The sequence below is a fragment of the Citrobacter sp. Cf087 genome, from assembly GCF_030334285.1.
GTDB classification, from domain to species: domain Bacteria; phylum Pseudomonadota; class Gammaproteobacteria; order Enterobacterales; family Enterobacteriaceae; genus Citrobacter; species Citrobacter freundii.
In genome coordinates, this window is the sequence record NZ_JAOWED010000022.1 from 1,021,666 (window position 1) to 1,046,808 (window position 25,143).

Here is a 25,143-nt window from a genome sequence, read left to right on the forward strand (position 1 = left end):
TCTCTGCGTCGGCGGATATCAACCCTTTAAACTGATTCGCGCTTGTAATGTAACTCTCATGTAACTGAGTTAACAGGCTTTTTTTCTTACAAACGCTCTAGCACGACGAAGTATTGGTCGAATGTCAAGCAAATCTGTTGCCAGATTGACGAAAGCGTCACACTGTACCTGATAAAATGCGTTACGCAACTTTATTAGCATGCAAAAACAAATCTCGCCAGTTGTAACACTGTCGTAAAACCTTCATTTATGTCAGGGAATATTTGCCCATAAGGCGGGCTCAGCGTAGACTAATGTCCTTGTTTAAGGAGTAAATCATGCATAAAGACACTCAACCCATCGATCGCGAAACACTGCTGATTGAAGCCAACAAAATCATTCGTGAGCATGAGGACACGCTGGCGGGGATTGTCGCCACCGGCGTTACGCAGCGAAACGGCGTGCTGGTTTTCAGCGGAGATTACTTTTTAGACGAGCAAGGGCTACCAACGCCCAAAAGTACGGCGGTGTTTAATATGTTTAAACACCTGGCGCACGTACTTTCCGAAAAGTATCACTTGATCGATTAACACGAGTAATAATTTGCCGGATGGCGGCATCGCCTTATCCAGCCTATACTGGTGCATATTTGTAGGCCGGATAGGAGATATATGCGCATCGCTATCCGGCAATGACAATTTTACATCAGTGGCTTCTGCCCCCGCTGCCACCAGCGCATCAGCAAACGATCGGCGCTCTCCGCCGCACTACCGGTAAAACGATCCATCAGCTTTTTACGCTGCAGATAGCGAACGTTCAACACTTCACGACCTTCCATCAGCCCGAGGATCACCTCATCGCTGGTATTGATCTCATCCACCAGCCCATTTGCCAGCGCCTGTTGACCAAACCAGTGTTCACCGGTGGCAACCTGCTCAATGTCCAGAGTCGGACGCATGCGCTGCACAAAATCTTTAAACAAATGATGCGTTTCGTTCAGATCTTCGCGGAATTTCTGCCGCCCTTCTTCCGTGTTTTCACCGAGTAAGGTCAACGTACGCTTATACTGTCCGGCGGTGTGCAGTTCGATATCAATATCTTTCCCTTTCAGGAAGCGGTTAAAGTTCGGGATCTGCGCCACCACGCCAATTGAGCCGACGATAGCAAACGGCGCCGAGACAATTTTATCCGCCACGCAGGCCATCATATATCCGCCGCTCGCAGCGACTTTATCTACCGTAACGGTCAGCGGGATCTGCTTATCGCGCAGACGTTGTAACTGGGACGCAGCCAGGCCATAACCATGTACCACACCACCCGGACTTTCCAGACGAACCACCACTTGATCCTGAGGTTTAACAACCGCCAGCACAGCCGTCACCTCTTCGCGTAATGCGCTGACCTCATGGGCATCCATACTGCCTTTAAAATCAAGCACCCATACACGAGGTTTATCTGATGACGTACTGTCACCCAGTTTCGCTTTTGCCTTAGCCGCTTTCGCCTCCAGCTTTTGTTTCTTTTTCTGCGCCTTATGCCAGAATTTTTGCTGATGCCCATCCAATAAGGCTAGCGACAGGTCTTCCTTCATCTCTTTATATTGATCGCTGAGGTTAATAACCCGCAATTCCCCACGCTGACGTTTGCGTTGTGTCGCGTTTACGATCAGCATCACCACCACTGCAATAGCCACCACGACAGTGACAATTTTTGCCAAAAACAACCCATATTCAGACAACAATTCCACGAGACCCACCTTGGTTAAACAACGCGACTTCCGCTCAGTGTACAACAGGCGTGTCACCTCGTCTTGCTTCATACATCCAGTGCTGAATCAGTAAAAAGCATGACAAAGCGTTCATTTTGCGGTGTTATTGCCTTTGGCTGATTGAAAAAGTACAGGGTTTAAGGCATAAAGCCCAAAAGTTATCGCGAACGAGATATCCAGGACGTCGCCGAGGAGTAGCCGTGCATTACCAACCTAAACAAGACCTTCTACAGGGCCGCATTATTCTTATCACCGGTGCCAGCGATGGTATCGGACGCGAAGCCGCGCAGACCTATGCACGCTATGGCGCGACCGTTATCCTGCTTGGGCGTAACGAAGAAAAACTGCGTCAGGTTGCCCGCACTATCGCCGATGAAAACGGAACACAACCACAGTGGTTTACACTGGATCTACTGACCTGTACCTCTGAAGAATGTCACCAGCTTGCGCAGCGCATTGCTGCACATTTCCCGCGTCTGGATGGCGTACTGCATAACGCCGGATTACTCGGCGATATTTGTCCAATGAGTGAACAAAACCCGCAGGTCTGGCAGGATGTGATGCAGGTAAATGTAAATGCCACTTTTATGCTGACTCAGGCATTGCTGCCGTTGTTACTCAAATCCGATGCCGGATCGCTGGTCTTTACCTCTTCCAGTGTCGGTCGCCAGGGACGCGCCAATTGGGGAGCATATGCCACCTCAAAATTTGCGACCGAAGGGATGATGCAGGTTCTGGCTGATGAGTATCAAAACCGTCATCTGCGCGTAAACTGTATCAATCCTGGTGGGACACGAACTGGCATGCGAGCCAGCGCATTCCCAACGGAAGATCCGCAAAAATTGAAAACTCCCGCCGATATTATGCCGCTCTACCTGTGGCTGATGGGCGATGACAGCCGCCGTAAAACCGGTATGACTTTTGATGCCCAGCCGGGCCGTAAACCAGGAATTGCCCAATGAGTGAAGAACGCTATCAGCAACGTCAACAGCGCGTAAAAGATCGGGTTGACGCACGCGTTGCCGCAGCGAAAGATGAGCGCGGAATTATCATCGTGTTCACCGGAAATGGTAAAGGTAAAACCACCGCCGCATTCGGGACCGCCACGCGCGCTGTGGGCCATGGTAAAAAAGTCGGCGTTGTACAATTTATTAAAGGTACGTGGCCAAACGGAGAACGTAACTTACTTGAACCCCACGGCGTAGAGTTTCAGGTTATGGCGACAGGATTTACCTGGGAAACGCAGAACCGCGAGTCTGACACCGCAGCCTGTATGGCCGTGTGGGAACACGGCAAGCGGATGCTGGCCGACGATGAACTGGATATGGTGATACTGGATGAGCTAACCTACATGGTGGCATACGACTATCTGCCGCTTGAAGAGGTCATCAATGCCCTGAAAGCGCGCCCAGCCCATCAAACGGTCATTATCACCGGCCGTGGATGTCATCGCGATATTCTGGAGTTAGCTGACACGGTTAGCGAGCTGCGCCCGGTCAAGCATGCGTTTGAAGCGGGCGTGAAAGCCCAAGCAGGAATCGATTATTGAGTGTAGGCCGGATAAGGCGTTTGCGCCGCATCCGGCTCCACGCTAACGCCTGATGGCGCTTTGCTTATCAGGCCTGGTCATGATTAACCGTTGTTGCTGCGACCACCCGGACGACGGCTGCCGCCGACCTGAGAGTGGCGCTTCACCGCACGACGGATCTGATTCGCCTTCATGCGACGACGATCTTTCTCGACGGCCACTTTAGAGGTCGTTTCCGGCTTCAGGTCCACCAGTTCACGCAGATAGTTGGTCTGAGCAAGATCAAGCTCTGTCCAGCCACCACGCGGCAGGCCTTTCGGCAGCGGGATATCACCATAACGGACACGAATCAGACGGCTTACCTGTACACCTACAGCTTCCCACAGGCGGCGGACTTCACGGTTACGTCCTTCGGTCAGCGTGACGTTATACCACTGGTTGATCCCTTCACCACCGCTGAACTTGATCGTTTTAAATGCCGCCGGACCATCTTCCAGCTGCACGCCACGACTCAGATCGCGCAGTTTTGCATCATCAACCTGACCAAACACACGTACCGCATATTCACGCTCAACTTCGCGGCTTGGGTGCATCAGACGGTTAGCCAGTTCACCATCGGTGGTAAACAGCAGTAAACCACAGGTATTCACGTCCAGACGCCCTACGGCAATCCAGCGCGCATCACGCAGTTTTGGTAAACGATCAAACACGGTCGGACGACCTTCCGGGTCGTTACGGGTACACAGTTCGCCTTCTGGCTTGTAATAGGCCAGAACACGGCAGATTTGTTCCGCAGACTCTTTAACCGAAATCAGATGACCGTCGATACGGATTTTCAGACCCGGAGTGACTTCAACGCGATCGCCGAGCGTGGCAATTTTGCCATCAACGCTCACGCGACCCGCGGCAATAATAGATTCGATTTCACGGCGAGAACCGTGGCCAGCGCGCGCCAGCACTTTTTGTAACTTTTCGCTCATAGAGCTTCCTTTAGGTGTCGCCTTCACAGGCGTCGAACAGGAGAATCAACGGCGCCAGTCAGCGCCATTTTAAGGCCGCGTAGTATAGCGGTTTGCGCCCTTATAAGAAAGGTTTAACGTCACCGACGCCTTCACGCAACACCACCGGAGAATCGTCGGTTAAATCAATGACCGTGGTCGGCTGCTGGCCGAGATATCCGCCGTGGATAATTAAATCCACCTGTTTCTCCAGGCGGTCTTTAATTTCTTCCGGATCTGACTCGGTAAATTCGCTACCCGGCAGCATCAGTGACGTGGAGAGCATCGGCTCGCCCAGCGCTTCAAGCAGCGCCAGTGCTATCGGGTTTGAGGGTACACGCAGGCCGATGGTCTTACGTTTTTCTTGCAACAAGCGGCGCGGAACCTCTTTCGTCCCCTTCAGGATGAATGTGTAGTTGCCCGGCGTGTTGTTTTTAATTAAACGGAAGGCCACGTTGTCGACAAACGAATAGGTCGACAGTTCAGACAGGTCACGGCACATCAGCGTAAAGTTGTGCCCGTCCGGCAGATGACGGATGCGGCAAATGCGCTCCATTGCGCCTTTATCTTCAATTTTGCAGCCCAACGCATAGCCGGAATCGGTTGGATAGACGATCACCCCACCTTTACGCACGATTTCAACGGCCTGATTGATCAGCCGCTGCTGCGGGTTTTCGGGATGAATATAAAAAAACTGGCTCATACTTTCCTCTCTGTGATCTCGGGCTGCTCCCAAAGTTGCCAGACGCCTTCTACGCCTGCGGGCAACCAAAGTTTACGACCCAACTCAATCCATGGGCAGGGTAGATGAAAATCAGACCCTTGCGATGCCCACAATTGATGCTGACGCGCAAGCGTCGCCAGATGGGTGCGTTCATTGGGAGACTGCTGACACTGCGCTACTTCCATCGCGTCGCCGCGATGTTCAGCAAAATGTGCAACCAGTCTTTTCAGCCACTTAGCGCTAAGATCGTACCGCCCAGGATGAGCCAGAACAGCCTTACCGCCAGAATGATGAATGACATCAATAGCTTGTTCTATTGTACACCACTGTGGCGGAACGTAACCGGTTTTCCCACGGGCAAGATATTTTTTAAAGACATCCGCCATGGTTGTGGCTTTGCCACATTCCACCAGGAAACGCGCAAAATGGCCCCGCGTAACCGCCCCGCCATCAGCCAGGCGCAACGCCCCTTCCCACGCGCCGGGGATATGCGCTTTGTCGAGTCGTTCGGCAATCAGGCGCGCACGCTGCTGACGACGTTCCGTTTGTTGCGCCAGAAACTCGCACATCATGGGATGGGCGATATCAATGTTCAGACCCACTATATGGATCTCATGGTTTTCCCAGACAGTTGATATCTCGACACCAGGGATCAAATTTAACGCTAAACCCGAACGTGAAATTTCTTCTCTTGCCGCCGCAATGCCCGCCGTGGTGTCATGATCGGTGATCGCCAGTGTACCGACTCGCATCTCTACCGCACGGTGTACTAAGGCTTCTGGGGTTAATCGCCCATCGGAGGCTGTAGTATGACTATGCAGGTCATAAATCACTGCGTAATTCGTGTCGCTCAAGGCGGCTCCCGTTTCAATAAATGTCGTAACACGCCCATCATAGCGGTTTCGGCAAATATACTGAAATCAGGTGTTGACTTTACCCCATCGAACTAGTTAACTAGTACGCAAGTTCACATGAAGAAGGTATCTGCAATGAAAGCAACATTTTTTCTGCACGGTTGGTGGCGCACTTCCTGATTTCGGGCAGTGTCTTACGTCTGCAATTTGCAACCAGATACCCGGCCCGCCTAATGAGCGGGCTTTTTTTTGAACAAAATTAATGAGAATAACGATGCAAACACAAAAACCGATACTCGAACTGCTTGCCTGCGATGCCGCCTATCGTGAGAATCCGACGTCGCTGTTTCATCAGGTGTGTGGCGCACGTCCGGCAACGCTGCTGCTGGAATCTGCAGATATCGACAGCAAAGACGATCTGAAGAGCTTGCTGCTAGTCGACAGCGCATTGCGCATTACCGCTCTCGGTGACACTGTCACTATTCAGGCGTTATCCACAAACGGTGCATCGCTGCTGCCCTTGCTGGATGCAGCCCTGCCCGCTGGCGTTGAGAATGAAAAACAGCCGAATGGTCGTCATCTGCGATTCCCTGCCGTCAGCCCGCTGTTGGATGAAGACGCCCGTTTATGTTCTCTTTCCGTATTTGATGCTTTTCGCTTACTGCAGGGGCTGGTGAATGTTCCTGTGCAAGAACGTGAAGCGATGTTCTTCGGCGGTCTGTTTTCCTACGACCTGGTTGCCGGTTTTGAAGATTTACCTCAGCTTGAAGCGGGCAACCGTTGTCCTGACTACTGCTTCTATCTGGCAGAAACGCTGATGGTTATCGACCACCAGAAAAAAAGCACCCGAATTCAGGCCAGTGTTTTTACCCCCAATGATGCGGAGAAACAGCGTCTTAACGCCCGTCTGGCGCAGCTGAGCCAACAGCTTACCGAGCCTGCGCCGCCGCTGCCCGTTACTGAAGTCCCGCAGATGCGCTGCGAATGCAATCAGAGCGATGAAGAGTTCGGCGCCGTAGTACGTGGCATGCAAAAAGCGATTCGCGCGGGCGAAATTTTCCAGGTAGTTCCGTCCCGACGTTTCTCGCTGCCCTGCCCGTCACCGCTGGCAGCCTACTATGTGCTGAAGAAAAGTAACCCCAGCCCATACATGTTTTTCATGCAGGACAACGATTTCACGCTGTTTGGCGCCTCCCCGGAAAGCTCGCTGAAATACGATGCCACCAGCCGCCAGATTGAGATCTACCCGATTGCCGGCACTCGCCCGCGTGGTCGTCGTGCTGACGGTTCGCTTGACCGCGACCTTGACAGCCGAATCGAGCTGGAGATGCGTACCGACCATAAAGAGCTTTCTGAGCACCTGATGCTGGTTGACCTTGCGCGTAACGACCTGGCGCGCATCTGTACGCCTGGCAGCCGCTATGTTGCTGATCTCACCAAAGTCGATCGTTACTCCTTCGTAATGCACCTGGTTTCGCGTGTGGTAGGCGAGCTGCGTAGCGATCTGGATGTGCTGCACGCTTACCGCGCCTGTATGAATATGGGCACGTTAAGCGGAGCGCCAAAAGTTCGCGCTATGCAGCTTATCGCCGAGGCAGAAGGTCGTCGCCGTGGCAGCTACGGCGGCGCGGTAGGTTACTTCACGGCTCATGGCGATCTGGATACCTGTATTGTCATTCGTTCCGCCCTCGTGGAAGACGGTATTGCCACCGTACAAGCAGGTGCCGGGATTGTTCTGGATTCTGTACCGCAGTCTGAAGCCGATGAAACCCGTAATAAAGCGCGCGCGGTTCTGCGTGCTATCGCCACCGCGCACCACGCACAGGAGACCTTCTAATGGCTGACATTCTGCTGCTCGATAATATCGACTCTTTTACCTATAACCTGGCGGATCAGCTGCGTACTAATGGTCACAACGTGGTGATTTACCGCAACCATATTCCGGCTCAGACGTTGATTGACCGTTTAGCAACGATGAAAAATCCTGTGCTGATGCTCTCTCCAGGCCCAGGTGCGCCAAGCGAAGCAGGTTGCATGCCGGAGCTGTTAACCCGTCTGCGCGGCAAGCTGCCAATCATCGGCATTTGTCTGGGACATCAGGCCATTGTTGAGGCCTATGGTGGATATGTGGGCCAGGCTGGAGAAATCCTGCACGGCAAAGCGTCCAGCATTGAACACGACGGTCAGGCAATGTTTGCTGGTCTGGCGAATCCGCTGCCCGTGGCACGCTATCATTCGCTGGTTGGCAGCAACGTTCCGGCAGGATTAACCATTAACGCCCACTTTAACGGCATGGTGATGGCGGTGCGTCACGATACCGATCGCGTCTGCGGCTTCCAGTTCCATCCGGAATCCATTCTGACCACCCAGGGCGCGCGTTTGCTGGAACAAACGCTGGCCTGGGCGCAACAGAAGCTTGAACAAACCAATACGCTGCAACCAATTCTGGAGAAACTGTATCAGGCCCAGACGCTGTCCCAGCAGGAAAGCCACCAGTTGTTCTCTGCCGTGGTACGCGGTGAACTGAAGCCGGAACAACTGGCTGCGGCGCTGGTGAGCATGAAAATTCGTGGCGAACACCCGAATGAAATTGCCGGTGCGGCAACCGCGCTGCTGGAAAACGCAGCCCCATTCCCGCGCCCTGATTATCTGTTCGCCGATATTGTCGGTACCGGCGGCGACGGCAGCAACAGCATCAATATTTCTACCGCCAGCGCCTTTGTTGCTGCGGCTTGCGGACTGAAAGTTGCCAAACACGGCAACCGCAGCGTCTCCAGCAAGTCAGGCTCTTCGGATCTGTTAGCGGCATTTGGCATCAATCTGGATATGAACGCCGACAAATCCCGTCAGGCGCTTGACGATCTCGGCGTGTGTTTTCTGTTTGCGCCGAAATACCACACCGGTTTTCGCCATGCCATGCCGGTACGCCAGCAGTTGAAAACCCGCACGCTGTTTAACGTGCTCGGCCCGTTGATTAACCCGGCACATCCGCCGCTGGCGCTGATCGGCGTTTACAGCCCGGAGCTGGTGCTGCCGATTGCCGAAACGCTGCGCGTGCTCGGATATCAGCGGGCAGCCGTAGTGCACAGCGGTGGCATGGACGAAGTTTCGCTGCATGCACCGACCATTGTGGCAGAGCTGCACGATGGGGAAATCAAGAGTTATCAACTGACGGCAGAAGACTTTGGCCTGACGCCTTACCACCAGGAACAGCTGGCTGGCGGCACACCGGAAGAAAACCGTGACATTCTTAGTCGCTTGTTACAAGGTAAAGGTGAAGCCGCTCATGAAGCCGCTGTTGCCGCGAATGTCGCCATGTTAATGCGCTTGCACGGTGAAGAAGATTTAAAAGCCAATGCGCAAACCGTGATTAATGTACTGCGCAGCGGTGCGGCCTATGACCGTGTCACTGCACTGGCAGCAAGAGGGTAAATGATGCAAACCGTTTTAGCGAAAATTGTCGCAGACAAGGCGATTTGGGTAGAAGCCCGCAAACAGCAACAACCGCTGGCCAGCTTTCAAAATGATGTTCAACCCAGCTCTCGTGATTTCTACGATGCGCTGCAAGGTGCGCGCACCGCCTTTATTCTGGAATGTAAAAAAGCATCTCCGTCAAAAGGCGTGATCCGTGATGACTTCGACCCGGCACAGATTGCGGGCGTTTATAAACATTATGCTTCCGCGATTTCCGTACTGACCGATGAGAAATATTTCCAGGGCAGTTTTGATTTCCTGCCTATCGTCAGCCGCATCGCGCCGCAACCTGTTCTGTGTAAGGACTTTATTATCGATCCTTACCAGATTTACCTGGCGCGTTTCTACCAGGCGGACGCCTGTTTGTTGATGCTGTCGGTCCTCGATGATGAACAATATCGTCAACTCGCCGCCGTCGCCCACAGCCTGAAAATGGGCGTACTGACCGAAGTCAGCAACGAAGAAGAGCTGGAGCGCGCTATCGCACTGGGCGCCAAAGTCGTTGGTATCAACAACCGCGATTTACGCGACTTGTCGATTGATTTGAATCGCACCCGCCAGCTTGCGCCGCGCCTGGGCCACGGTGTGACCGTCATCAGCGAGTCCGGGATCAACACCTATGGTCAGGTGCGCGAACTCAGCCACTTCGCCAACGGTTTTCTGGTTGGTTCCGCGCTGATGTCGCATGGTGATCTGCACGCCGCCGTTCGTCGCGTACTGCTCGGCGAGAATAAAGTCTGCGGTTTAACCCGGGCTCAGGATGCCAACGCGGCGTATAAATCCGGCGCGATTTATGGCGGACTGATATTTGTACCCACATCGCCACGCGCGGTTAGCGTTGAGCAAGCGCGAGAGGTCATGACCGGCGCGCCGCTGCAATACGTCGGGGTGTTTCGCAACACAGATATTATCGACGTACGTGAAACAGCGGCTGCTTTGGGACTCACGGCCGTGCAACTGCATGGTAGCGAAGATCAAGCCTACGTAGACGCGCTACGCAATGCGCTACCCGCACAGGTACAAATCTGGAAGGCGCTCAGCGTCAGCGATAAGTTGCCAGCCCGGGATTATCAGCATGTCGATAAATACGTATTCGACAACGGTCAGGGCGGCAGCGGGCAACGCTTCGACTGGTCACTTTTAGGCGGACAATCGCTGGATAACGTATTACTGGCTGGCGGACTTGGCGCAGATAACTGCGTTGACGCGGCAAAAACCGGCTGTGCCGGTCTCGATTTCAATTCTGGCGTAGAGTCACAGCCGGGCATCAAAGATGCACGTCTTCTGGCTTCGGTCTTTCAGACGCTGCGCGCATATTAAGGAAAAGGACATGACAACATTACTCAATCCGTATTTTGGTGAATTTGGCGGTATGTATGTGCCACAGATTCTGATGCCTGCCCTGCGCCAGCTGGAAGAAGCTTTTGTCAGCGCGCAAAAAGATCCTGAATTTCAGGCGCAGTTTACAGACCTGCTGAAAAACTATGCGGGTCGCCCAACCGCACTGACCAAGTGCCAGAACATTACTCAAGGCACCAACACGACGCTGTATCTCAAGCGTGAAGATTTACTGCACGGCGGCGCGCACAAAACCAACCAGGTGCTGGGCCAGGCGTTGCTGGCGAAGCGCATGGGTAAAACGGAAATTATCGCCGAAACAGGCGCGGGGCAGCACGGTGTTGCATCTGCTCTCGCCAGCGCACTGCTGGGGTTGAAATGCCGTATTTACATGGGCGCGAAAGATGTTGAACGTCAGTCGCCGAACGTTTTCCGTATGCGTTTGATGGGTGCAGAAGTTATCCCCGTTCACAGCGGTTCCGCAACGCTGAAAGATGCCTGTAACGAAGCGCTGCGCGACTGGTCTGGCAGCTACGATACCGCGCACTATATGCTCGGTACAGCGGCAGGTCCGCACCCCTTCCCGACTATTGTGCGTGAGTTCCAGCGGATGATCGGTGAAGAAACCAAGGCGCAGATTCTGGAAAAAGAAGGTCGTCTGCCGGACGCCGTTATCGCCTGCGTGGGTGGCGGTTCTAACGCCATCGGTATGTTCGCCGATTTTATTAATGAAACCAGCGTCGGTTTGATTGGCGTAGAGCCAGGCGGTCACGGGATTGAGTCTGGAGAACACGGCGCGCCGTTGAAACATGGTCGTGTCGGGATTTACTTCGGCATGAAGTCCCCGATGATGCAGACCGAAGAAGGACAGATTGAAGAGTCTTACTCTATTTCCGCCGGGCTCGACTTCCCATCGGTCGGGCCACAGCATGCGTACCTGAACAGCATTGGTCGCGCCGATTATGTTTCAATAACCGATGATGAAGCACTGGAAGCCTTCAAAACGCTGTGTCTGCACGAGGGGATTATTCCGGCACTGGAGTCCTCCCATGCCCTGGCACACGCGTTGAAAATGATGCGTGAAAATCCGGAAAAAGAGCAGCTACTGGTGGTTAATCTCTCCGGTCGCGGCGACAAAGACATTTTCACCGTACACGATATTCTGAAAGCGCGAGGGGAAATCTGATGGAACGTTACGAAAACCTGTTTGCACAGCTGAAGGACCGCAAAGAAGGTGCTTTTGTCCCCTTCGTAACCCTGGGCGATCCGTCTGTTGAGCAGTCACTGAAAATCATTGATACGCTGATTGAAGCTGGTGCCGACGCGCTTGAACTCGGCATTCCGTTCTCCGATCCGCTGGCCGATGGCCCAACCATTCAGGAAGCCACCCTGCGTGCGTTTGCCGCCGGCGTCACACCATCGCAATGCTTTGAGATGCTGGCGCTGATTCGCCAGAAACATCCGACGATTCCCATTGGGTTGCTGATGTATGCCAACCTGGTCTTCAGCAAGGGCATTGACGAGTTTTACGCCCAGTGCGAAAAAGTGGGTGTGGATTCTGTGTTGGTAGCCGATGTCCCTGTTGAGGAGTCTGCGCCATTCAGAACTGCTGCACTGCGTCACAACATCGCACCGATTTTCATCTGCCCGCCGAACGCTGATGAAGAACTGCTACGCCAGATTGCCTCTTACGGTCGCGGCTACACTTATCTGCTTTCACGTGCAGGTGTGACCGGTGCCGAAAATCGTGCGGCATTACCGCTGCATCATTTGGTTGAAAAGCTGAAACAATATGATGCACCGCCTTCTTTACAGGGCTTCGGTATCTCTGCGCCTGAACAGGTAGCCGGAGCTATTGAAGCCGGTGCTGCCGGTGCAATTTCCGGCTCGGCAATTGTGAAAATCATTGAGAAAAATGTTGCGGCACCGGAACAGATGCTGGCTGAGCTGAAAGCGTTTGTCAGCACGATGAAAGCCGCCACCCACCAGTAAGTTAAATCAACCGCCAGAGACGTCTGGCGGTTTCACCCTTCTTTCGTGTGCTTCATTCTATACATAGCGCTATCCGCATTCTGAATGGCCACATCCAGTTCACCGTTCACTTCTGCAATTCCCCACGATACTGACAATGGTACGGTATGCCCATCCACCACAAACACATGACTGGTCACCTGCCCGCTAATACGTTGCGCGATTGCTATGGCGTCAGTTGCCTGCGATCGAAACAGCAGGATCATAAATTCATCCCCGCCGGTACGAATTACAATATCGTGGCTGGTGCGAGTGTTTGACAGCATCCTGTTGGCGATAATTTGCAACGCGCGATCGCCTGCCGCGTGGCCCCAGGTATCATTGACGGCCTTAAATTTATTGCAGTCCAGTAGCACCACCGAACAGTGTGATAAATCCCGACGCTTGATAATGTCGAGTATTCGGCGGTTAAAACAGCCGGTCAGAGTATCGATATAAACCTTGAGGTCGCTTTCGTTTAGCCATGACTTTAACGAGAAGCTAATGATGATGAAAAAGAACGGCGCCAGCAGGATAACAATCCCGGCATGTGTATCGCGCGCCATAAAACGGCCTAATGAAAGCGAATAGTGCAGCGCATATTTCTCCGAAAAATTGCGCACCAAATAGCTGGATTGCCCCGCACATTTGCCGGATAAGCAGAGGCTCTCTTTGTTGGTCAGATTCACCAACTCCACGTTCAATCCGGGAAGGATTTGATTATCAAACGCCTCGGCTAACGCTTCCTGCAGCTCAGGCTTCGAATGATCATAGACCAGATAGGCAACGATTTGGTCTGATATCTCCTTACCCGACAGATCGTAGATATAGCTCACTACGCTGTAGGCTTTTTCACCGGTAATTTTATCGGTATAGAAGTTTGTTGAACTGAGAGCTTTATTTTTGACGTTTTTTTGCAACAACCGGGTATAGAAATCGGTGGGCGGATAGAAAAAATGCGTAATATCCATCGCCATTTCAGAGTCAGAAAAACTGAAATTGCGCGAGTCGGAAGCCATAAACCAATAAAAATAATCTGAATTGCTGGCGATAATGTAACGGTGTGCATCGAAGCTGCCTGGATTTAGCTCATTAACCATTCCGCGAATGAACTCCGCCGCAGTATACATACACAGCGCATTATGGCTGGGTTGCTGAGCAATAATTGTCCCCGTTGCAGAATGAACCCGCTTTGGGTCGGCGTTAATTCCCCATTCATCTTTGTTTCGCGGAACAAACTGCGCCATAACACCACACTGTTCGCCGGTTTTGATGTGGTAATAACGCTCGCCAATCGCATCGGCAATCAGTTCATTATCGTTAAAAATGTCCAACATGTGAGCTTGCAGGCGGCTAACGCCTTCACTGGCGGCCGCCATACGCTGTTCATAAATGATAAACAGAAACAACGAGGTAAAAATCAACGTAATGAGCCCGGATACCAGCAGAGCCTGCCTGTTTCTGAGCTTATCCTGCACAATCTTCACGAGTCCACCCTGATAGTTAACAGTATTGCCAAATCGGTTACCCGTTTATGTTGTTGCATAACAGCGTTGTACGTTGATAGAGAATGTTTGCCACTCCGAAGCAGGTAAGTTGATGTAGCCCGCAGCAGCGCGCGTAGGTTACAGATTTATACAATAAAAGCACATATTTGTTAACATAAGCGCAAACTAATCATCACCTTCGATAGGATACCCTGCCCGCCGGATGGCCTCGCGGCAGTCGTTTACGCCTGCGGCATAGCCCGCCTCAATCTCACAAACCGGACTTGCGCTGCAATAAGGTAGTGTAACCGGAGTCGCAATAAGTTTCTCCAGCGCCTCAATTTTATCCATGCAAAGCAATAATTCACGTGCAACACTCACGGCAAACGCTGCCGTTTGATCCTCGTAGAACGGTTCCAGAAGTGTGATTTTTTGCTGTAGCAGATGGCGGGTCAACATCATCAGCAATCCCCTCAAAGTTGGTTTGCTTAAAGAGTAGCACTACATCAAAGGGGAGAAAGGCAGGATGTTTTCCCCAGAATTTTTTAAATGAAGAACGAGGGGAATTTTTCCTGGCTGCTAACCACGGGCAGGTATGCCCGGAATCTATACAGTTCAGTCGTTTTGGTTGTGCAACCATTAATGAAGTTGACTTCAAAAAGTCCCTTGCGAGACACTGAAGGAAAGCATGCCAAATATGGGTGAACTTGTTGAGACATCTGTTGATTAAATTAGTTATGTTAAGCGTTGGATTTTTAAGCGCTGGGGACATACTGGCAAATACTCCGGAACAGGTAATCACCGCTTTCCAGAGGGATTATAAATATTGGAATGACCAGTCATTTCAGAGAAATCAGAACTACGGAAAGCAAGAAGTTATGCTCCTGGCCCAGAAGGGTTGGAATGAGCTTTTGAATAAATATACAAAACCTGGTTTTCAGGGCGAGCCTATAGCTTTTGGTTCTGAGTCTAGTCATGATCCTGAGCAAGAGAACATCATATCGGTTCAGATTTCTGAAAAAGTAGCGACCGTGACGACCAGATTATCGAGGCAGTATTATTCACCTATTTATGAATATCAATTGTCCAAAGAGAATGATACCTGGTACCTATGTCAGATATTTTTAGTTGATGATGATGGAAAATATCCGAGTTTGTAATAAATAGTGCACTCATAACAACTTTATGAGTTAAAAAAATCTGCCATGATGACAGATTTCTTTAATCTATCATTAGAGATTTGCAACGTTATGATATACTTTTTGAACATCATCGTCATCTTCAAGAGCATCAACAAGCCCTGCAAAGACTTCTAAATCTTCTGGTGAAAGTTCAATTTCTGATTGAGCAATCATTTCTAATTCTGTGGTTGAGAACTCAGTAATTCCTGCTGCTTTTAGAGCTGCAATGCCTTTGTGAAGATCTGTAGATTCAGTATAAATAACGATGTTTCCTTCTTCCTCGGTTACATCACGAACATCTACTTCAGCATTAAGCAGAATTTCAAAAATATGGTCAGGGTCTGTCCCTTCAAATACAATTACTCCGGTATTGTCAAACATATAGCTGACAGAACCCGCCGCTCCGATATTCCCGCCTTTTTTATTAAAAATTGAGCGGACATTAGCAATCGTACGGTTAACGTTTGAAGTCAATGTTTCAGCAATAATCAGTGAGCCACTGGGACCAAAGCCTTCATAACGCCCTTGCACGAACGTTTCATCGCTGCCGCCTTTGGCTTTATCAATGGCTTTATCAATAACGTGTTTTGGAACCTGCGCTTGTTTCGCACGTTCAATAACGAATTTTAAAGATGTATTTAATTCAGGGTCTGGTTCGCCTTGTTTAGCAGCAGCATAAATTTCTACACCGAATTTTGCATATACATTAGACGTTGCACCGTCTTTAGCTGTTTTTTTAGCAACAATATTTGCCCACTTACGTCCCACTGGAATGATCTCCTCGAAAATTCATTTACATTATTGAATGGTAAATAATCTGCCGTCACATTATATCATGATGTACAAGCCTTAGTCCATGAAAAATAAAATATCCAAATTTTAAGATATGTTACTTTAATTTTATCAATAGTTAACATTTTGGATAAGTTATCCCCTGATTATCTGCAGGTTCTTTTTTGTACGTAATAAATGAGCCGCAGTAATAATGCATAAGAGAATAGAAACAAAAGCGATATTCCAGATAAACACACTGGCTATTAAAGTTACCGCGGTACTGCTTAAAGAGAGCGCTACAAGTCATCTTGCACTGCGCCTTATTTGATAGTGTGTTCGTTTAGTACCGGGACAAGATACTTAGCCTATATTTACTCCACCACTCCAACAAAGGGAAATGCTAAATGGGTGGAGCGGTACAACCAGCATCTCTGACTGATGTGTTCAGAAGCACACGTGACTCAGTTGACTACGGCTGGTCAAAATAACGATACGCGTGGAAAAGAATGGAAAAAACTGGTCATTTGATGACCAGTTTTGCAGAGGAGTTTTGCAGAAGAACTTAAAAACGATAACCCGCAGAGAACATAAACACCCACGGATCGAGGCGTACGCTGTCTCGCTGCTGGACACCACCCATTTTATAGCTTGCAGTGGTGTCGATATCCATGTACCAGACCGACATGTTAATCAGCCAGTCGCGGTTAATCAGATAGTCCATACCGACTTGCCCTGCTGCACCCCAGGAATCTTTCAGACTCAGGTCCGATAATCCTGTTTCTTTACCGTTATCGTTAAAGCCTTCATCGAAGAAGGTCGTGTAGTTCACACCAACACCTACGTACGGACGCAGTTTACTGCTGGAGTCACCGAAGTACCACTGTGCCATTAACGTCGGCGGCAAATGATGTACGGTGGCAATATCACCCGTTGCTGCAGTACCAATTTTATGGCGGAACGGTGTAGCCGCCAGTAATTCAACACCGATATTGTCGGTTGCCATGTAGGTAAATGTCAGACCCAACTGCGTGTTATTGCTGACATCAAAGCCACCTAAGCTGCCCAGCGTACCACCTGCACCTTCCGTCGGTCTGACGGTGGCAGAACCTGCACGAATAAAGAACTCTCCAGCTTCATGCGCAAATGCGTTACCAGAGAGAAGAGTTGTTAAAGCCAATGCTGCAACTGTTAATTTTTTCATGTCCGCTCCATCGTTATGGTTATAAAAGCGGAATGAATATACCTACTTTGGAGTAATAAATGATCTAACATGGATCACATTGACTTTGATAATTTAACATTTATTGATCCAGATTAAGTTAGAACTTGCATTCAAAATCCTGGTTAAATTAATTCAGATCAATTTTGATATATTTTCAATGTGCAAGTACCTCCAGCTCATTGCTGATGGGTGATGGTTATCTGCACGCGATGCGCAGATAACAAACAGCGTTCATGCACGACGCTGAAGTCATAGCCAAAAATTACCGCAGCTTTACAAAGATATGCTTTTCCATACATCGCGCGATGCTGCCACTGTAGAGTTATCCAGGGTACAATTGCCCGCAAATGAACACCTGCAAAACTCAAGGAGAGTGCATGTCTATCACGGCGAAATCCGTTTACCGTGACACGGGAAACTTTTTCCGTAATCAATTCATTACCATCTTGCTGGTATCGTTGTTGTGCGCGTTTATCACAGTGGTGTTAGGGCATGCCTTTTCCCCCACTGACGCACAAATTGCGCAACTCAGTGAAGGCGATCAGTTAACCAGCAGCGTGGGGTTGTTCGATCTGGTGCAAAACATGACCCCGGAGCAACAGCAAATTTTGCTACGCGCTTCCGCGGCGTCTACGTTTTCCGGTCTGATTGGTAATGCCATCCTCGCCGGTGGTGTCATCCTGATGATTCAGCTGATTTCAGCAGGTCATCGGGTCAGCGCATTACGTGCCATCGGCGCCAGTGCGCCAGTGTTGCCAAAGCTGTTTATTCTGATTTTTTTGACTACTCTGCTGGTGCAAATCGGTATTATGCTGGTTGTTGTTCCCGGTATTCTGCTGGCCATCCTGCTGGCACTCGCACCTGTGATGTTGGTACAGGACAAAATGGGTGTCTTTGCCGCGATGCGCAACAGTATGCGTCTGGCGTGGTCGAATATGCGACTGGTTGCGCCGGCAGTAATCGGTTGGTTGCTGGCAAAAACGCTGCTGTTGCTTTTTGCGCCAAGTTTTGCAGTACTTACGCCGAATGTAGGCGCGGTATTGGCGAATACGCTGAGCAATATGATCTCCGCGGTGTTGCTGATCTATTTGTTCCGCCTGTACATGCTGATTCGCCAATAAACCCTGAACGCATTCCGGGCTTGTACCCGGTGCTTTTGATGACGGAATCGAAGAATGAAGCAGTTTCTTGATTTTTTACCGCTGGTTGTCTTTTTTGCTTTTTATAAGCTTTACGACATCTATGCGGCGACCTCGGCGCTGATTGTCGCAACGGCTGTAGTGTTGATTTACAGCTGGGTTCGCTATCGCAAGGTCGAGAAGATGGCGTTAATCACCTTTGTCCTGGTGGCCGTATTTGGTGGCCTGACTATTTTTTTCCACAACGATGAATTCATTAAGTGGAAAGTAACGGTGATTTACGGGCTGTTTGCTGGAGCATTGCTGGTAAGCCAGTGGGTGATGAAAAAACCGCTGATCCAGCGCATGTTAGGTAAAGAACTGACCCTGCCGCAGCCAGTGTGGTCGAAACTAAATTTAGCCTGGGCAGTCTTTTTCATCCTGTGTGGTCTGGCGAATATCTATATTGCATTTTGGCTACCGCAGAACATTTGGGTCAACTTCAAAGTGTTCGGCCTGACCGCCCTGACTTTATTCTTTACGCTGCTGAGTGGAGTCTATATTTACCGTCATCTGCCGCAAGAAGATAAATCGTAATACATGCTCGCCAGATCTGCGGATCTGGCGAATTTTTATCCCCTCGCGTTCCATAGAGCTGACAACCTGACTTACATCTGCTCTGCATGCCGCATCCCCTCTGTTCTCGACGCACAAATTCTAGTAGCATCGCGCCTGTAATCTTTCTCTATAGTCGGTTCTACAATGACAACAACGAATAACACTCCCCAGGGTGAACTGGTTTTACGCACTCTGGCCATGCCTGCCGATACCAACGCGAACGGTGATATTTTTGGCGGCTGGCTGATGTCACAAATGGATATAGGTGGCGCGATTCAGGCCAAAGAGATCGCACATGGTCGTGTGGTAACGGTGCGGGTTGAAGGAATGAGCTTTTTGCGCCCGGTCGCCGTAGGTGATGTAGTGTGTTGCTATGCTCGCTGTGTGAAACGCGGGACAACCTCAATCAGCATCAATATTGAAGTTTGGGTGAAGAAAGTCGCTTCTGAACCTATTGGCCAGCGTTATAAGGCTACCGAAGCTCTGTTTATCTACGTTGCCGTTGATAAAGACGGGAAACCGCGTCCAATCCCCACGTTGGCCTGATAGCACACGCCAGTAATGCTATCCGGCAATCATCACTCCTGATCATTGCCGGACGGCCTGATGCTTACTCGATCTGCGTTGTGCCGTTTAATTTGAAAACAATATTCACCACGAGTCCGGAACCGGGTTTACCTGCTTCATAACGCCATCTACGCATCGCGTTTTTCACTTCACGCTCAAACATATTGGCAGGCTGTGCAGACAGGATCTCCACATTTTCAACCCGACCATCCGGCGTTACATTAAATTTGACCTTTACCCGCCCTTCAATGCGTAGCGCCTGAGCTCGCGCCGGATACTGAGGCTGATTACGGCTTAAAGCGCGTGGGCCCGATGGCGCACTGACCACCGGTTTGCTGGTAGTTGCCGGCGCGGTATTGGTCATTGTGCGCGTAGGTGCCGTATTTTCCAGCGGGGAGGCCGGCCGCGGTTCTGCTGGTTTAACATCGCGTTTCGGCTGCTCTTCCACCTTTTTCACCGGTTTTGGCTTCGGTTTAGGCTTGGGCTTCGGTTTTTCAATCACCACCGGCGCCTCTTTTGGTGGCTCTGGAATCGGCTCTGGTTCCGGTTCAGGCTCGACAGCGGGTTCCGGCGGCGGCTGAACGGCCTGAGGTGGTTCGAGATCGGCAGGCGCGACCATCGTGACAGAGATCGGCTGCGCTGGCGCAGGCAGTTCAATAACCTGATGTACCGAGGTATACAGCAAACCAGCCACTACGGCACCATGAATGCCGACAGACAGTAACGTTGGCCAGGGAAAGCGACGAGGTAAATCAAGGGTCATTGAAGTCATAATCGTTTCAGTAAAAAAACCAGGCCCCGATTTTAAATGCAAATAGCAATCATATTCAATAAGCCCGTGGCGGTAACTGACATTTAGAACGCGATTTTATGATAAAAAACCACTTTCAGAGTATGGCCTTAACATATCAGTTATCTTTCCGTTGCAGTTGTTAGGCCTTTCCAATAACGTTATTAACGACTTTTACCGTTCAAGGAGTTCTACCCGTGCTGTATGTTATTTACGCCCAAGATATCGCAGACTCTCTCGAAAAACGTCTTTCCGTGCGCCCTGCTCATCTGGCTCGCCTGCAACTCCTTCATGACGAAGGTCGTTTGCTCACGGCGGGCCCCATGCCAGCGGTCGATAGTAACGATCCCGGTGCGGCGGGTTTTACCGGCTCGACGGTGATTGCCGAATTTGAATCTTTGGAGGCGGCACAGGCGTGGGCGGAAGCCGATCCGTATGTTGCAGCGGGCGTTTACGCGCAGGTTTCAGTAAAACCGTACAAAAAGGTTTTTTGAATTTAAATAATTCACCTTAAATTCAAATAGATAAATACAAATCTCCATCAAAAATCAAAATTAAGGGCGCATTTAGGTACACATTGACCTACGCGCCCTCTCTTTTAGTTAACGCCTATACTTTCAGTCTGACATATAGCTGGAGGTTTCTATGTGTGGACGTTTTTCACAGTCGATGACGCGTGAAGACTATCTCGCCCTTCTCGCTGACGAAGTCGAACGAGACTTTCCCTATGACCCGGAGCCGATCGGGCGTTTTAACGTGGCGCCAGGCACCAAAGTTCTGCTTCTGAGCGAACGTGACGAGAAACTCCATCTTGATCCAGTTATCTGGGGATACGCCCCAGGGTGGTGGGATAAACCACCACTAATTAACTCGCGCTCTGAAACTGCGGCCACCAGCAGAATGTTTAAGCCTCTATGGCAACACGGTCGCGCAATTTGCTTTGCTGATGGCTGGTTTGAGTGGAAAAAAGAAGGCGATAAGAAACAACCTTACTTTATTCACCGGGCAGACGGTCAGCCGATTTTTATGGCGGCGATCGGCAGCACACCATTCGAACGTGGAGATGAAGCAGAAGGTTTCCTGATAGTGACAGCTGCTGCCGACAAAGGGCTGGTAGATATACACGACAGGCGGCCTCTGGTACTTTCACCAGAAGCCGCTCGCGAATGGATGAGGCAGGACATTGGAGGGAAAGATGCTGCGGAAATTGCTGCCGACGGTTCCGTGTCGGCTGAAAAATTTATATGGCATGCCGTTACACGTGCCGTCGGGAATGTTAAGAATCAAGGACCAGAGTTAATAGAAACTATGCGTTAATGTATGATGCGGCAGGGAAAAACGTCTGCTTTGAGCAAGAAGCGGAAGTTAGGGATCCATGTTTACATCGATGTGTTCTGAATCATATGGAACAGATCACCTGACGTTCTTGTTTTTCGGTTAGTGTGATTTATTTCTCTAAATATTCAATACGATAGCTGTATGCAAATCTATAAATAGCAATTGGTTTAATTTATGTTGTATTTCAGTTTGTAGAATAGAGACTAACCAAATACATAAGGATTGTTCTTTACATGAAAACATTAGTAATTGCCACCACCATTTTAATTGGTACTTTTCTAAGCGGTTGCTCTGTGCAAAATGATAAAACACAGTTTCAAGGCCTGGGTCTGACATATCAGTCCGATGTCAAAAAACTGGATAATGGGAACTACCTCACTGAGGTAGAAGCTGCTCCTGCTGCAGGTCGTATACGAGGCGCTATTGGCACTGCAACAAAAAAGGCTTCTGATTTCTGTAGGGTACAAAATAAATCTATGAAAGAAGTCAGAACTGATATTGATACACACTTACTTGTTAATGGCGTTGCTCGCCTGACGTTTAAATGCGTTTAAATATTCCTACGGTTTATGATTTTTCATAAAACTAAGGTGGCTGTTGTGAAATATGTTCTCTCTGCGCATATTCTTACGGCCACTAGGTGATAATATAGTTATCCCCTAAAAACGTCCCTTTCCCTGTTGGAGATATTCCGATATTCACCTATTTATACCAATACCTCCATTCTTCATTAAGGGCTAAGGAGCGGTTTGCTTGAGCTAGTAGTAACGTCCGTTCCTGGCACATAGCTGCCATTGAAATGGTTGCGCACCGTCATGGGGTGTCGGGGGTCGGAGGTTCAAATCCTCTCGTGCCGACCAAAAATCCTCTAAGAACCAGCCTGTTACGGCTGGTTTTTTTATGTCTGTTTTCTGTACGGGGAAACTCCGGGGAATTATTGGGGTGAAACTATCGACAGATCACCAGCCAACTACGATCTATCGGATTGTAATATCCTCTTGAGTAGCAAGCACGATAATTGCCAGGAACCTTTTCTCTATACAGTTGTCTGACAATAGAATTCATCTGACATTAAGAAGCCCTATGATTACTAGTCTCTCATTGGTATTTGCCGTGATTACCACTCTGTGCATCATGTTGTTCGCTGCGGTAAAAGTAGGGATTGGTTTGTCTAACAATCCAGACAGAAATGATAATTAACCTCAACCACGTAACCCCACTTCATACTTCACTTAACAGTGATGTGCTCACATCACCGGGCAATCATCAAACTCTGCATTCCTGGCGTCATTGATGATGTAAGTAAGCACCCCAAATATAGCGGGTGCAGAACTGTAACCGCCATCATCTACTGGCAGCGCCTCCTTTCTCCCGTTCTCCAGATTAACGAGGTGGGGGTGAGGATGAGTCCGATATCGCTTGATCCTGAATTCTCCGTCTATCGCGCATATCAGCAGTGAACCATCACAGGGAGAAAGTGACGCATCCACAACAAGCAACGCTCCCTGGATTATCCCTTCCCTGAAATGTGAACGCGATGCCCGCATGAAATAAGTCGCTGCTGGCTGGCTGATTAGCTGCTGATCGAGGGAGATTCGTGTTTCAACATAATCTGCAGCAGGTGAAGGAAAGCCCATGTTTACGCCCTCTCTTGAATACCGGATAAAAACACAGTATAAATACTGTATATCCATCCAGTAAAGAGGCAATGAGCAATGTTCGTGGAACTCGTTTATGACAAAAGGAATTTTGATGGTCTGCCTGGTGCAAAAGATATCATTCTGGGCGAATTGACCAGGAGGGTTCACCGGATCTTCCCCGATGCTGATGTCCGGGTTAAACCGATGATGACACTGCCAGCGATCAACACTGACGCCAGCAAGCATGAGAAGGAGCAGATAAGCCGTACTGTTCAGGAAATGTTTGAAGAGGCTGATATGTGGCTGGTATCTGAGTTCACGTCCGTTCTCCAGAATGGAATGTGATATTTGACGGCAGTAAAAGAGTCGCTTTACTGCCGTCACAATTATTTTATTGAACCTCTTCGGACGCGCTTTTCGCAGCTTCTTCTATTGCTTTCTGTTTCTGATTCCAGATGCTGTCAGCTGGCATTTCCACTCGGACACTTACAAACTGGTCAGACGGGATATCAACCAGGTCTCCATCAGCTAACCCCTCCCGCTCATTTCTGGCAAACTCAGGTGCCGACGGATGGGTGCGGTGATACGTTTTAACCAGCACAGAACCGTCAGAATTAACCTTATAGTCAAGCCAGATGAGAGGCTGTTTGTTGCGGTCGGTCGGGATGTCAAATCCACCATCGATACCACCCCATGCAGCATCAGCATTTAACCCGGTACAACCCTCAATCAGGTATTCCCCGATACCCAGGCGGGTTACGGCGCACCCCTCAGACTCATCGTTAAGCTGGCATGTCCCATTCCCGAACAACTGTACAATAGGCGATGCACCTTTCAGCGTACCATCAGCTGCCCGAGTCGTATTTCCGGTGTGGTAAATCTGCATCCAGCCAGAATCATTGCCATCCGACATATTCATGAAGTGAATAATTTTCCCGCTAAGAATCAGCGCAGCAAATGATTGTTGCGCTGCAGAAGTGCTTCCACTCCCAATATCACGGTCTGATAACCGGATGCCAGAACCATACATTCCAGGACCTCCCGACGTTGCAGGGATAACTTTGCAGAAGCGAGTCCCACTACTCTTGTCCCAGATATCATCAATTACTGGAAGTTTTTTAGACCCCACACCAAATGACCCTGGAGCCAGTACATCATTATCCCCTTCACCAGTATTTTTAGTTGCCACATTTCCCAAACCGAGGTTTGTACGCGCCCCATCGGCAGTCTTATCACCAGTCCCTCCCTGTGAAATACTTAGCGCTGTAGTCAGCCCGGTAATGCTGGTAATATCAGAATTAACACCTTTCCGCGCCTTGCCATCAAGAGTTGTCGCTAAACCTCCCCATGCTGGTCCGGTATACGTGCTGCCGTCAGGTAGTTTGACGGTCACTGTTCCCGTTCCGCTGAATACCTGTTGCCAGTTCTGTTTGTCGTAGTTCAGGCCTCGCAGGGCTTCAGTGTTCTGAACTACCATTGCAGCGGTAACCATATTCAACACCACACGTGGAACAGCAGACCAGGCCGCACCAGATTGTGTTGGCCCGGTGAAATTACTCACCAGTGTCAGTGATGTATTGCTGTTGACGGTCTTAACCGGGAGGGTGTATGGAACTCCGCCAACAGTGACAACAATAAAATCTCCGGCCGCCACCTCTGTGGTAAACACAGTCCCGCTGCCAGCGACCGCAGCAGAGTTATTCGTCAGGGTTAAGGTTCCTGCTGACATAATTTT

29 protein-coding genes, 1 tRNA gene, 1 pseudogene and 1 other annotated feature are annotated in these 25,143 nt (G+C 50.0%); of the genes and pseudogenes, 20 read left to right on the top strand and 11 right to left on the bottom strand.

Annotated features, from left to right (window positions below; genetic code table 11):
- The first annotated feature begins 317 nt into the window (after positions 1-317).
- Positions 318-569: a YciN family protein gene (locus OGV57_RS06990; RefSeq protein ID WP_003020616.1), complete on the top strand. Its 252-nt coding sequence runs from the start codon at positions 318-320 to the stop codon at positions 567-569.
- 110 nt (positions 570-679) lie between these two features.
- Here OGV57_RS06990 and sohB read toward each other — a convergent pair whose 3' ends face one another.
- Positions 680-1,726 carry a protease SohB gene (gene sohB / locus OGV57_RS06995; RefSeq protein ID WP_003843986.1) on the bottom strand — a complete coding sequence of 349 codons (1,047 nt, stop codon included), beginning with the start codon at positions 1,724-1,726 and terminating at the stop codon, positions 680-682.
- 221 nt (positions 1,727-1,947) lie between these two features.
- On the opposite strand from sohB, the gene OGV57_RS07000 reads away from it, so the two are divergent.
- Positions 1,948-2,709, top strand: coding sequence for a YciK family oxidoreductase (locus OGV57_RS07000; protein ID WP_003843987.1), 762 nt, complete (start codon positions 1,948-1,950; stop codon positions 2,707-2,709).
- Positions 2,706-3,296, top strand: coding sequence for a cob(I)yrinic acid a,c-diamide adenosyltransferase (cobO, locus tag OGV57_RS07005; RefSeq protein ID WP_016150337.1), 591 nt, complete (start codon positions 2,706-2,708; stop codon positions 3,294-3,296). The genes OGV57_RS07000 and cobO overlap by 4 nt, the downstream gene beginning before the upstream one ends.
- A gap of 83 nt (positions 3,297-3,379) precedes the next feature.
- On the opposite strand, the gene rluB is transcribed toward cobO, so the two are convergent.
- From rluB to rnm, 3 genes are all read right to left on the bottom strand, one after another.
- Complete coding sequence (gene rluB, locus OGV57_RS07010) at positions 3,380-4,255, bottom strand: 23S rRNA pseudouridine(2605) synthase RluB (protein WP_016150338.1); 876 nt, start codon at positions 4,253-4,255, stop codon at positions 3,380-3,382.
- Between the two features lie 100 nt (positions 4,256-4,355).
- Entirely contained in the window at positions 4,356-4,976 is a 621-nt protein-coding gene (locus OGV57_RS07015) for an L-threonylcarbamoyladenylate synthase (RefSeq protein WP_003020628.1), read from the bottom strand.
- The gene (gene rnm, locus OGV57_RS07020; RefSeq protein ID WP_016150339.1) at positions 4,973-5,851 is read right to left on the bottom strand and encodes an RNase RNM; all 879 of its coding nucleotides are present in this window, start codon (positions 5,849-5,851) and stop codon (positions 4,973-4,975) included. The genes OGV57_RS07015 and rnm overlap by 4 nt, the downstream gene beginning before the upstream one ends.
- Positions 5,852-5,986: 135 nt before the next feature.
- On the opposite strand from rnm, the gene trpL reads away from it, so the two are divergent.
- The 6 genes from trpL to trpA all read left to right on the top strand — a co-directional run bounded on the left by trpL (position 5,987) and on the right by trpA (position 12,655).
- Positions 5,987-6,031, top strand: coding sequence for a trp operon leader peptide (gene trpL / locus OGV57_RS07025; RefSeq protein ID WP_191229385.1), 45 nt, complete (start codon positions 5,987-5,989; stop codon positions 6,029-6,031).
- Positions 6,008-6,102: a sequence feature (Trp leader region), on the top strand. (Overlaps the previous gene by 24 nt.)
- Positions 6,103-6,125: 23 nt before the next feature.
- Positions 6,126-7,688 (top strand): anthranilate synthase component 1, encoded by a 1,563-nt coding sequence (locus OGV57_RS07030; RefSeq protein WP_003843990.1) that lies wholly within the window; start codon positions 6,126-6,128, stop codon positions 7,686-7,688.
- A complete protein-coding gene (trpD, locus tag OGV57_RS07035) occupies positions 7,688-9,283 on the top strand; it encodes a bifunctional anthranilate synthase glutamate amidotransferase component TrpG/anthranilate phosphoribosyltransferase TrpD (protein WP_003020639.1) in 1,596 nt (531 codons plus the stop codon). Before OGV57_RS07030 ends, trpD begins: the two co-directional genes overlap by 1 nt.
- Positions 9,284-9,286: 3 nt before the next feature.
- Positions 9,287-10,645, top strand: a complete 1,359-nt coding sequence (gene trpCF, locus OGV57_RS07040) for a bifunctional indole-3-glycerol-phosphate synthase TrpC/phosphoribosylanthranilate isomerase TrpF (protein ID WP_054528688.1) — start codon at positions 9,287-9,289, stop codon at positions 10,643-10,645.
- 10 nt (positions 10,646-10,655) lie between these two features.
- The gene (gene trpB, locus OGV57_RS07045) at positions 10,656-11,849 is read left to right on the top strand and encodes a tryptophan synthase subunit beta (RefSeq protein ID WP_003020645.1); all 1,194 of its coding nucleotides are present in this window, start codon (positions 10,656-10,658) and stop codon (positions 11,847-11,849) included.
- The gene (trpA, locus tag OGV57_RS07050) at positions 11,849-12,655 is read left to right on the top strand and encodes a tryptophan synthase subunit alpha (protein WP_003020647.1); all 807 of its coding nucleotides are present in this window, start codon (positions 11,849-11,851) and stop codon (positions 12,653-12,655) included. The genes trpB and trpA overlap by 1 nt, the downstream gene beginning before the upstream one ends.
- Positions 12,656-12,687: 32 nt before the next feature.
- Here trpA and OGV57_RS07055 read toward each other — a convergent pair whose 3' ends face one another.
- A complete protein-coding gene (locus OGV57_RS07055; protein WP_003841287.1) occupies positions 12,688-14,160 on the bottom strand; it encodes a GGDEF domain-containing protein in 1,473 nt (490 codons plus the stop codon).
- Positions 14,161-14,346: 186 nt separating this feature from the next.
- On the bottom strand, positions 14,347-14,622 hold the full coding sequence (locus tag OGV57_RS07060; protein WP_003841288.1) for a hypothetical protein: 276 nt from the start codon (positions 14,620-14,622) through the stop codon (positions 14,347-14,349).
- Between the two features lie 260 nt (positions 14,623-14,882).
- On the opposite strand from OGV57_RS07060, the gene OGV57_RS07065 reads away from it, so the two are divergent.
- Positions 14,883-15,320, top strand: a complete 438-nt coding sequence (locus OGV57_RS07065) for a hypothetical protein (RefSeq protein WP_226791615.1) — start codon at positions 14,883-14,885, stop codon at positions 15,318-15,320.
- Between the two features lie 72 nt (positions 15,321-15,392).
- Here OGV57_RS07065 and OGV57_RS07070 read toward each other — a convergent pair whose 3' ends face one another.
- Entirely contained in the window at positions 15,393-16,109 is a 717-nt protein-coding gene (locus OGV57_RS07070) for a YebC/PmpR family DNA-binding transcriptional regulator (protein WP_003020658.1), read from the bottom strand.
- A gap of 568 nt (positions 16,110-16,677) precedes the next feature.
- Complete coding sequence (gene ompW, locus OGV57_RS07075) at positions 16,678-17,316, bottom strand: outer membrane protein OmpW (RefSeq protein WP_003833354.1); 639 nt, start codon at positions 17,314-17,316, stop codon at positions 16,678-16,680.
- A gap of 283 nt (positions 17,317-17,599) precedes the next feature.
- Here ompW and OGV57_RS07080 point away from each other — a divergent pair.
- From OGV57_RS07080 to yciA, 4 genes and pseudogenes are all read left to right on the top strand, one after another.
- Positions 17,600-17,686, top strand: a pseudogene (locus OGV57_RS07080) (YkgJ family cysteine cluster protein); the annotation flags it as partial.
- 28 nt (positions 17,687-17,714) lie between these two features.
- On the top strand, positions 17,715-18,458 hold the full coding sequence (locus OGV57_RS07085; RefSeq protein ID WP_003020663.1) for a YciC family protein: 744 nt from the start codon (positions 17,715-17,717) through the stop codon (positions 18,456-18,458).
- Between the two features lie 54 nt (positions 18,459-18,512).
- On the top strand, positions 18,513-19,052 hold the full coding sequence (locus tag OGV57_RS07090; RefSeq protein ID WP_003020667.1) for a septation protein A: 540 nt from the start codon (positions 18,513-18,515) through the stop codon (positions 19,050-19,052).
- A 165-nt stretch (positions 19,053-19,217) separates the two neighbouring features.
- On the top strand, positions 19,218-19,619 hold the full coding sequence (yciA, locus tag OGV57_RS07095; RefSeq protein WP_003020670.1) for an acyl-CoA thioester hydrolase YciA: 402 nt from the start codon (positions 19,218-19,220) through the stop codon (positions 19,617-19,619).
- Positions 19,620-19,683: 64 nt separating this feature from the next.
- On the opposite strand, the gene tonB is transcribed toward yciA, so the two are convergent.
- Complete coding sequence (gene tonB, locus OGV57_RS07100; protein ID WP_171278973.1) at positions 19,684-20,412, bottom strand: TonB system transport protein TonB; 729 nt, start codon at positions 20,410-20,412, stop codon at positions 19,684-19,686.
- Between the two features lie 215 nt (positions 20,413-20,627).
- On the opposite strand from tonB, the gene OGV57_RS07105 reads away from it, so the two are divergent.
- The 5 genes from OGV57_RS07105 to OGV57_RS23690 all read left to right on the top strand — a co-directional run bounded on the left by OGV57_RS07105 (position 20,628) and on the right by OGV57_RS23690 (position 22,968).
- Entirely contained in the window at positions 20,628-20,924 is a 297-nt protein-coding gene (locus tag OGV57_RS07105; RefSeq protein ID WP_003020675.1) for a YciI family protein, read from the top strand.
- A 151-nt stretch (positions 20,925-21,075) separates the two neighbouring features.
- On the top strand, positions 21,076-21,747 hold the full coding sequence (locus OGV57_RS07110) for an SOS response-associated peptidase (protein ID WP_286530883.1): 672 nt from the start codon (positions 21,076-21,078) through the stop codon (positions 21,745-21,747).
- Positions 21,748-22,001: 254 nt separating this feature from the next.
- Positions 22,002-22,322, top strand: a complete 321-nt coding sequence (yegR, locus tag OGV57_RS07115; RefSeq protein ID WP_004197483.1) for a lipoprotein YegR — start codon at positions 22,002-22,004, stop codon at positions 22,320-22,322.
- A 224-nt stretch (positions 22,323-22,546) separates the two neighbouring features.
- Positions 22,547-22,628, top strand: a tRNA-Pro gene (locus tag OGV57_RS07120).
- 223 nt (positions 22,629-22,851) lie between these two features.
- On the top strand, positions 22,852-22,968 hold the full coding sequence (locus OGV57_RS23690; RefSeq protein ID WP_352446998.1) for a YnaM/YnfT family protein: 117 nt from the start codon (positions 22,852-22,854) through the stop codon (positions 22,966-22,968).
- A 47-nt stretch (positions 22,969-23,015) separates the two neighbouring features.
- On the opposite strand, the gene OGV57_RS07125 is transcribed toward OGV57_RS23690, so the two are convergent.
- Positions 23,016-23,405 carry a HumD family translesion DNA polymerase gene (locus OGV57_RS07125; RefSeq protein ID WP_286530885.1) on the bottom strand — a complete coding sequence of 130 codons (390 nt, stop codon included), beginning with the start codon at positions 23,403-23,405 and terminating at the stop codon, positions 23,016-23,018.
- A gap of 78 nt (positions 23,406-23,483) precedes the next feature.
- Here OGV57_RS07125 and OGV57_RS07130 point away from each other — a divergent pair, with 78 nt between their 5' ends.
- Positions 23,484-23,753: a DinI family protein gene (locus tag OGV57_RS07130; RefSeq protein WP_286530887.1), complete on the top strand. Its 270-nt coding sequence runs from the start codon at positions 23,484-23,486 to the stop codon at positions 23,751-23,753.
- Between the two features lie 46 nt (positions 23,754-23,799).
- On the opposite strand, the gene OGV57_RS07135 is transcribed toward OGV57_RS07130, so the two are convergent.
- Positions 23,800-25,137, bottom strand: coding sequence for a phage tail fiber protein (locus OGV57_RS07135; protein WP_286530889.1), 1,338 nt, complete (start codon positions 25,135-25,137; stop codon positions 23,800-23,802).
- Between the last annotated feature and the right edge of the window lie 6 nt (positions 25,138-25,143).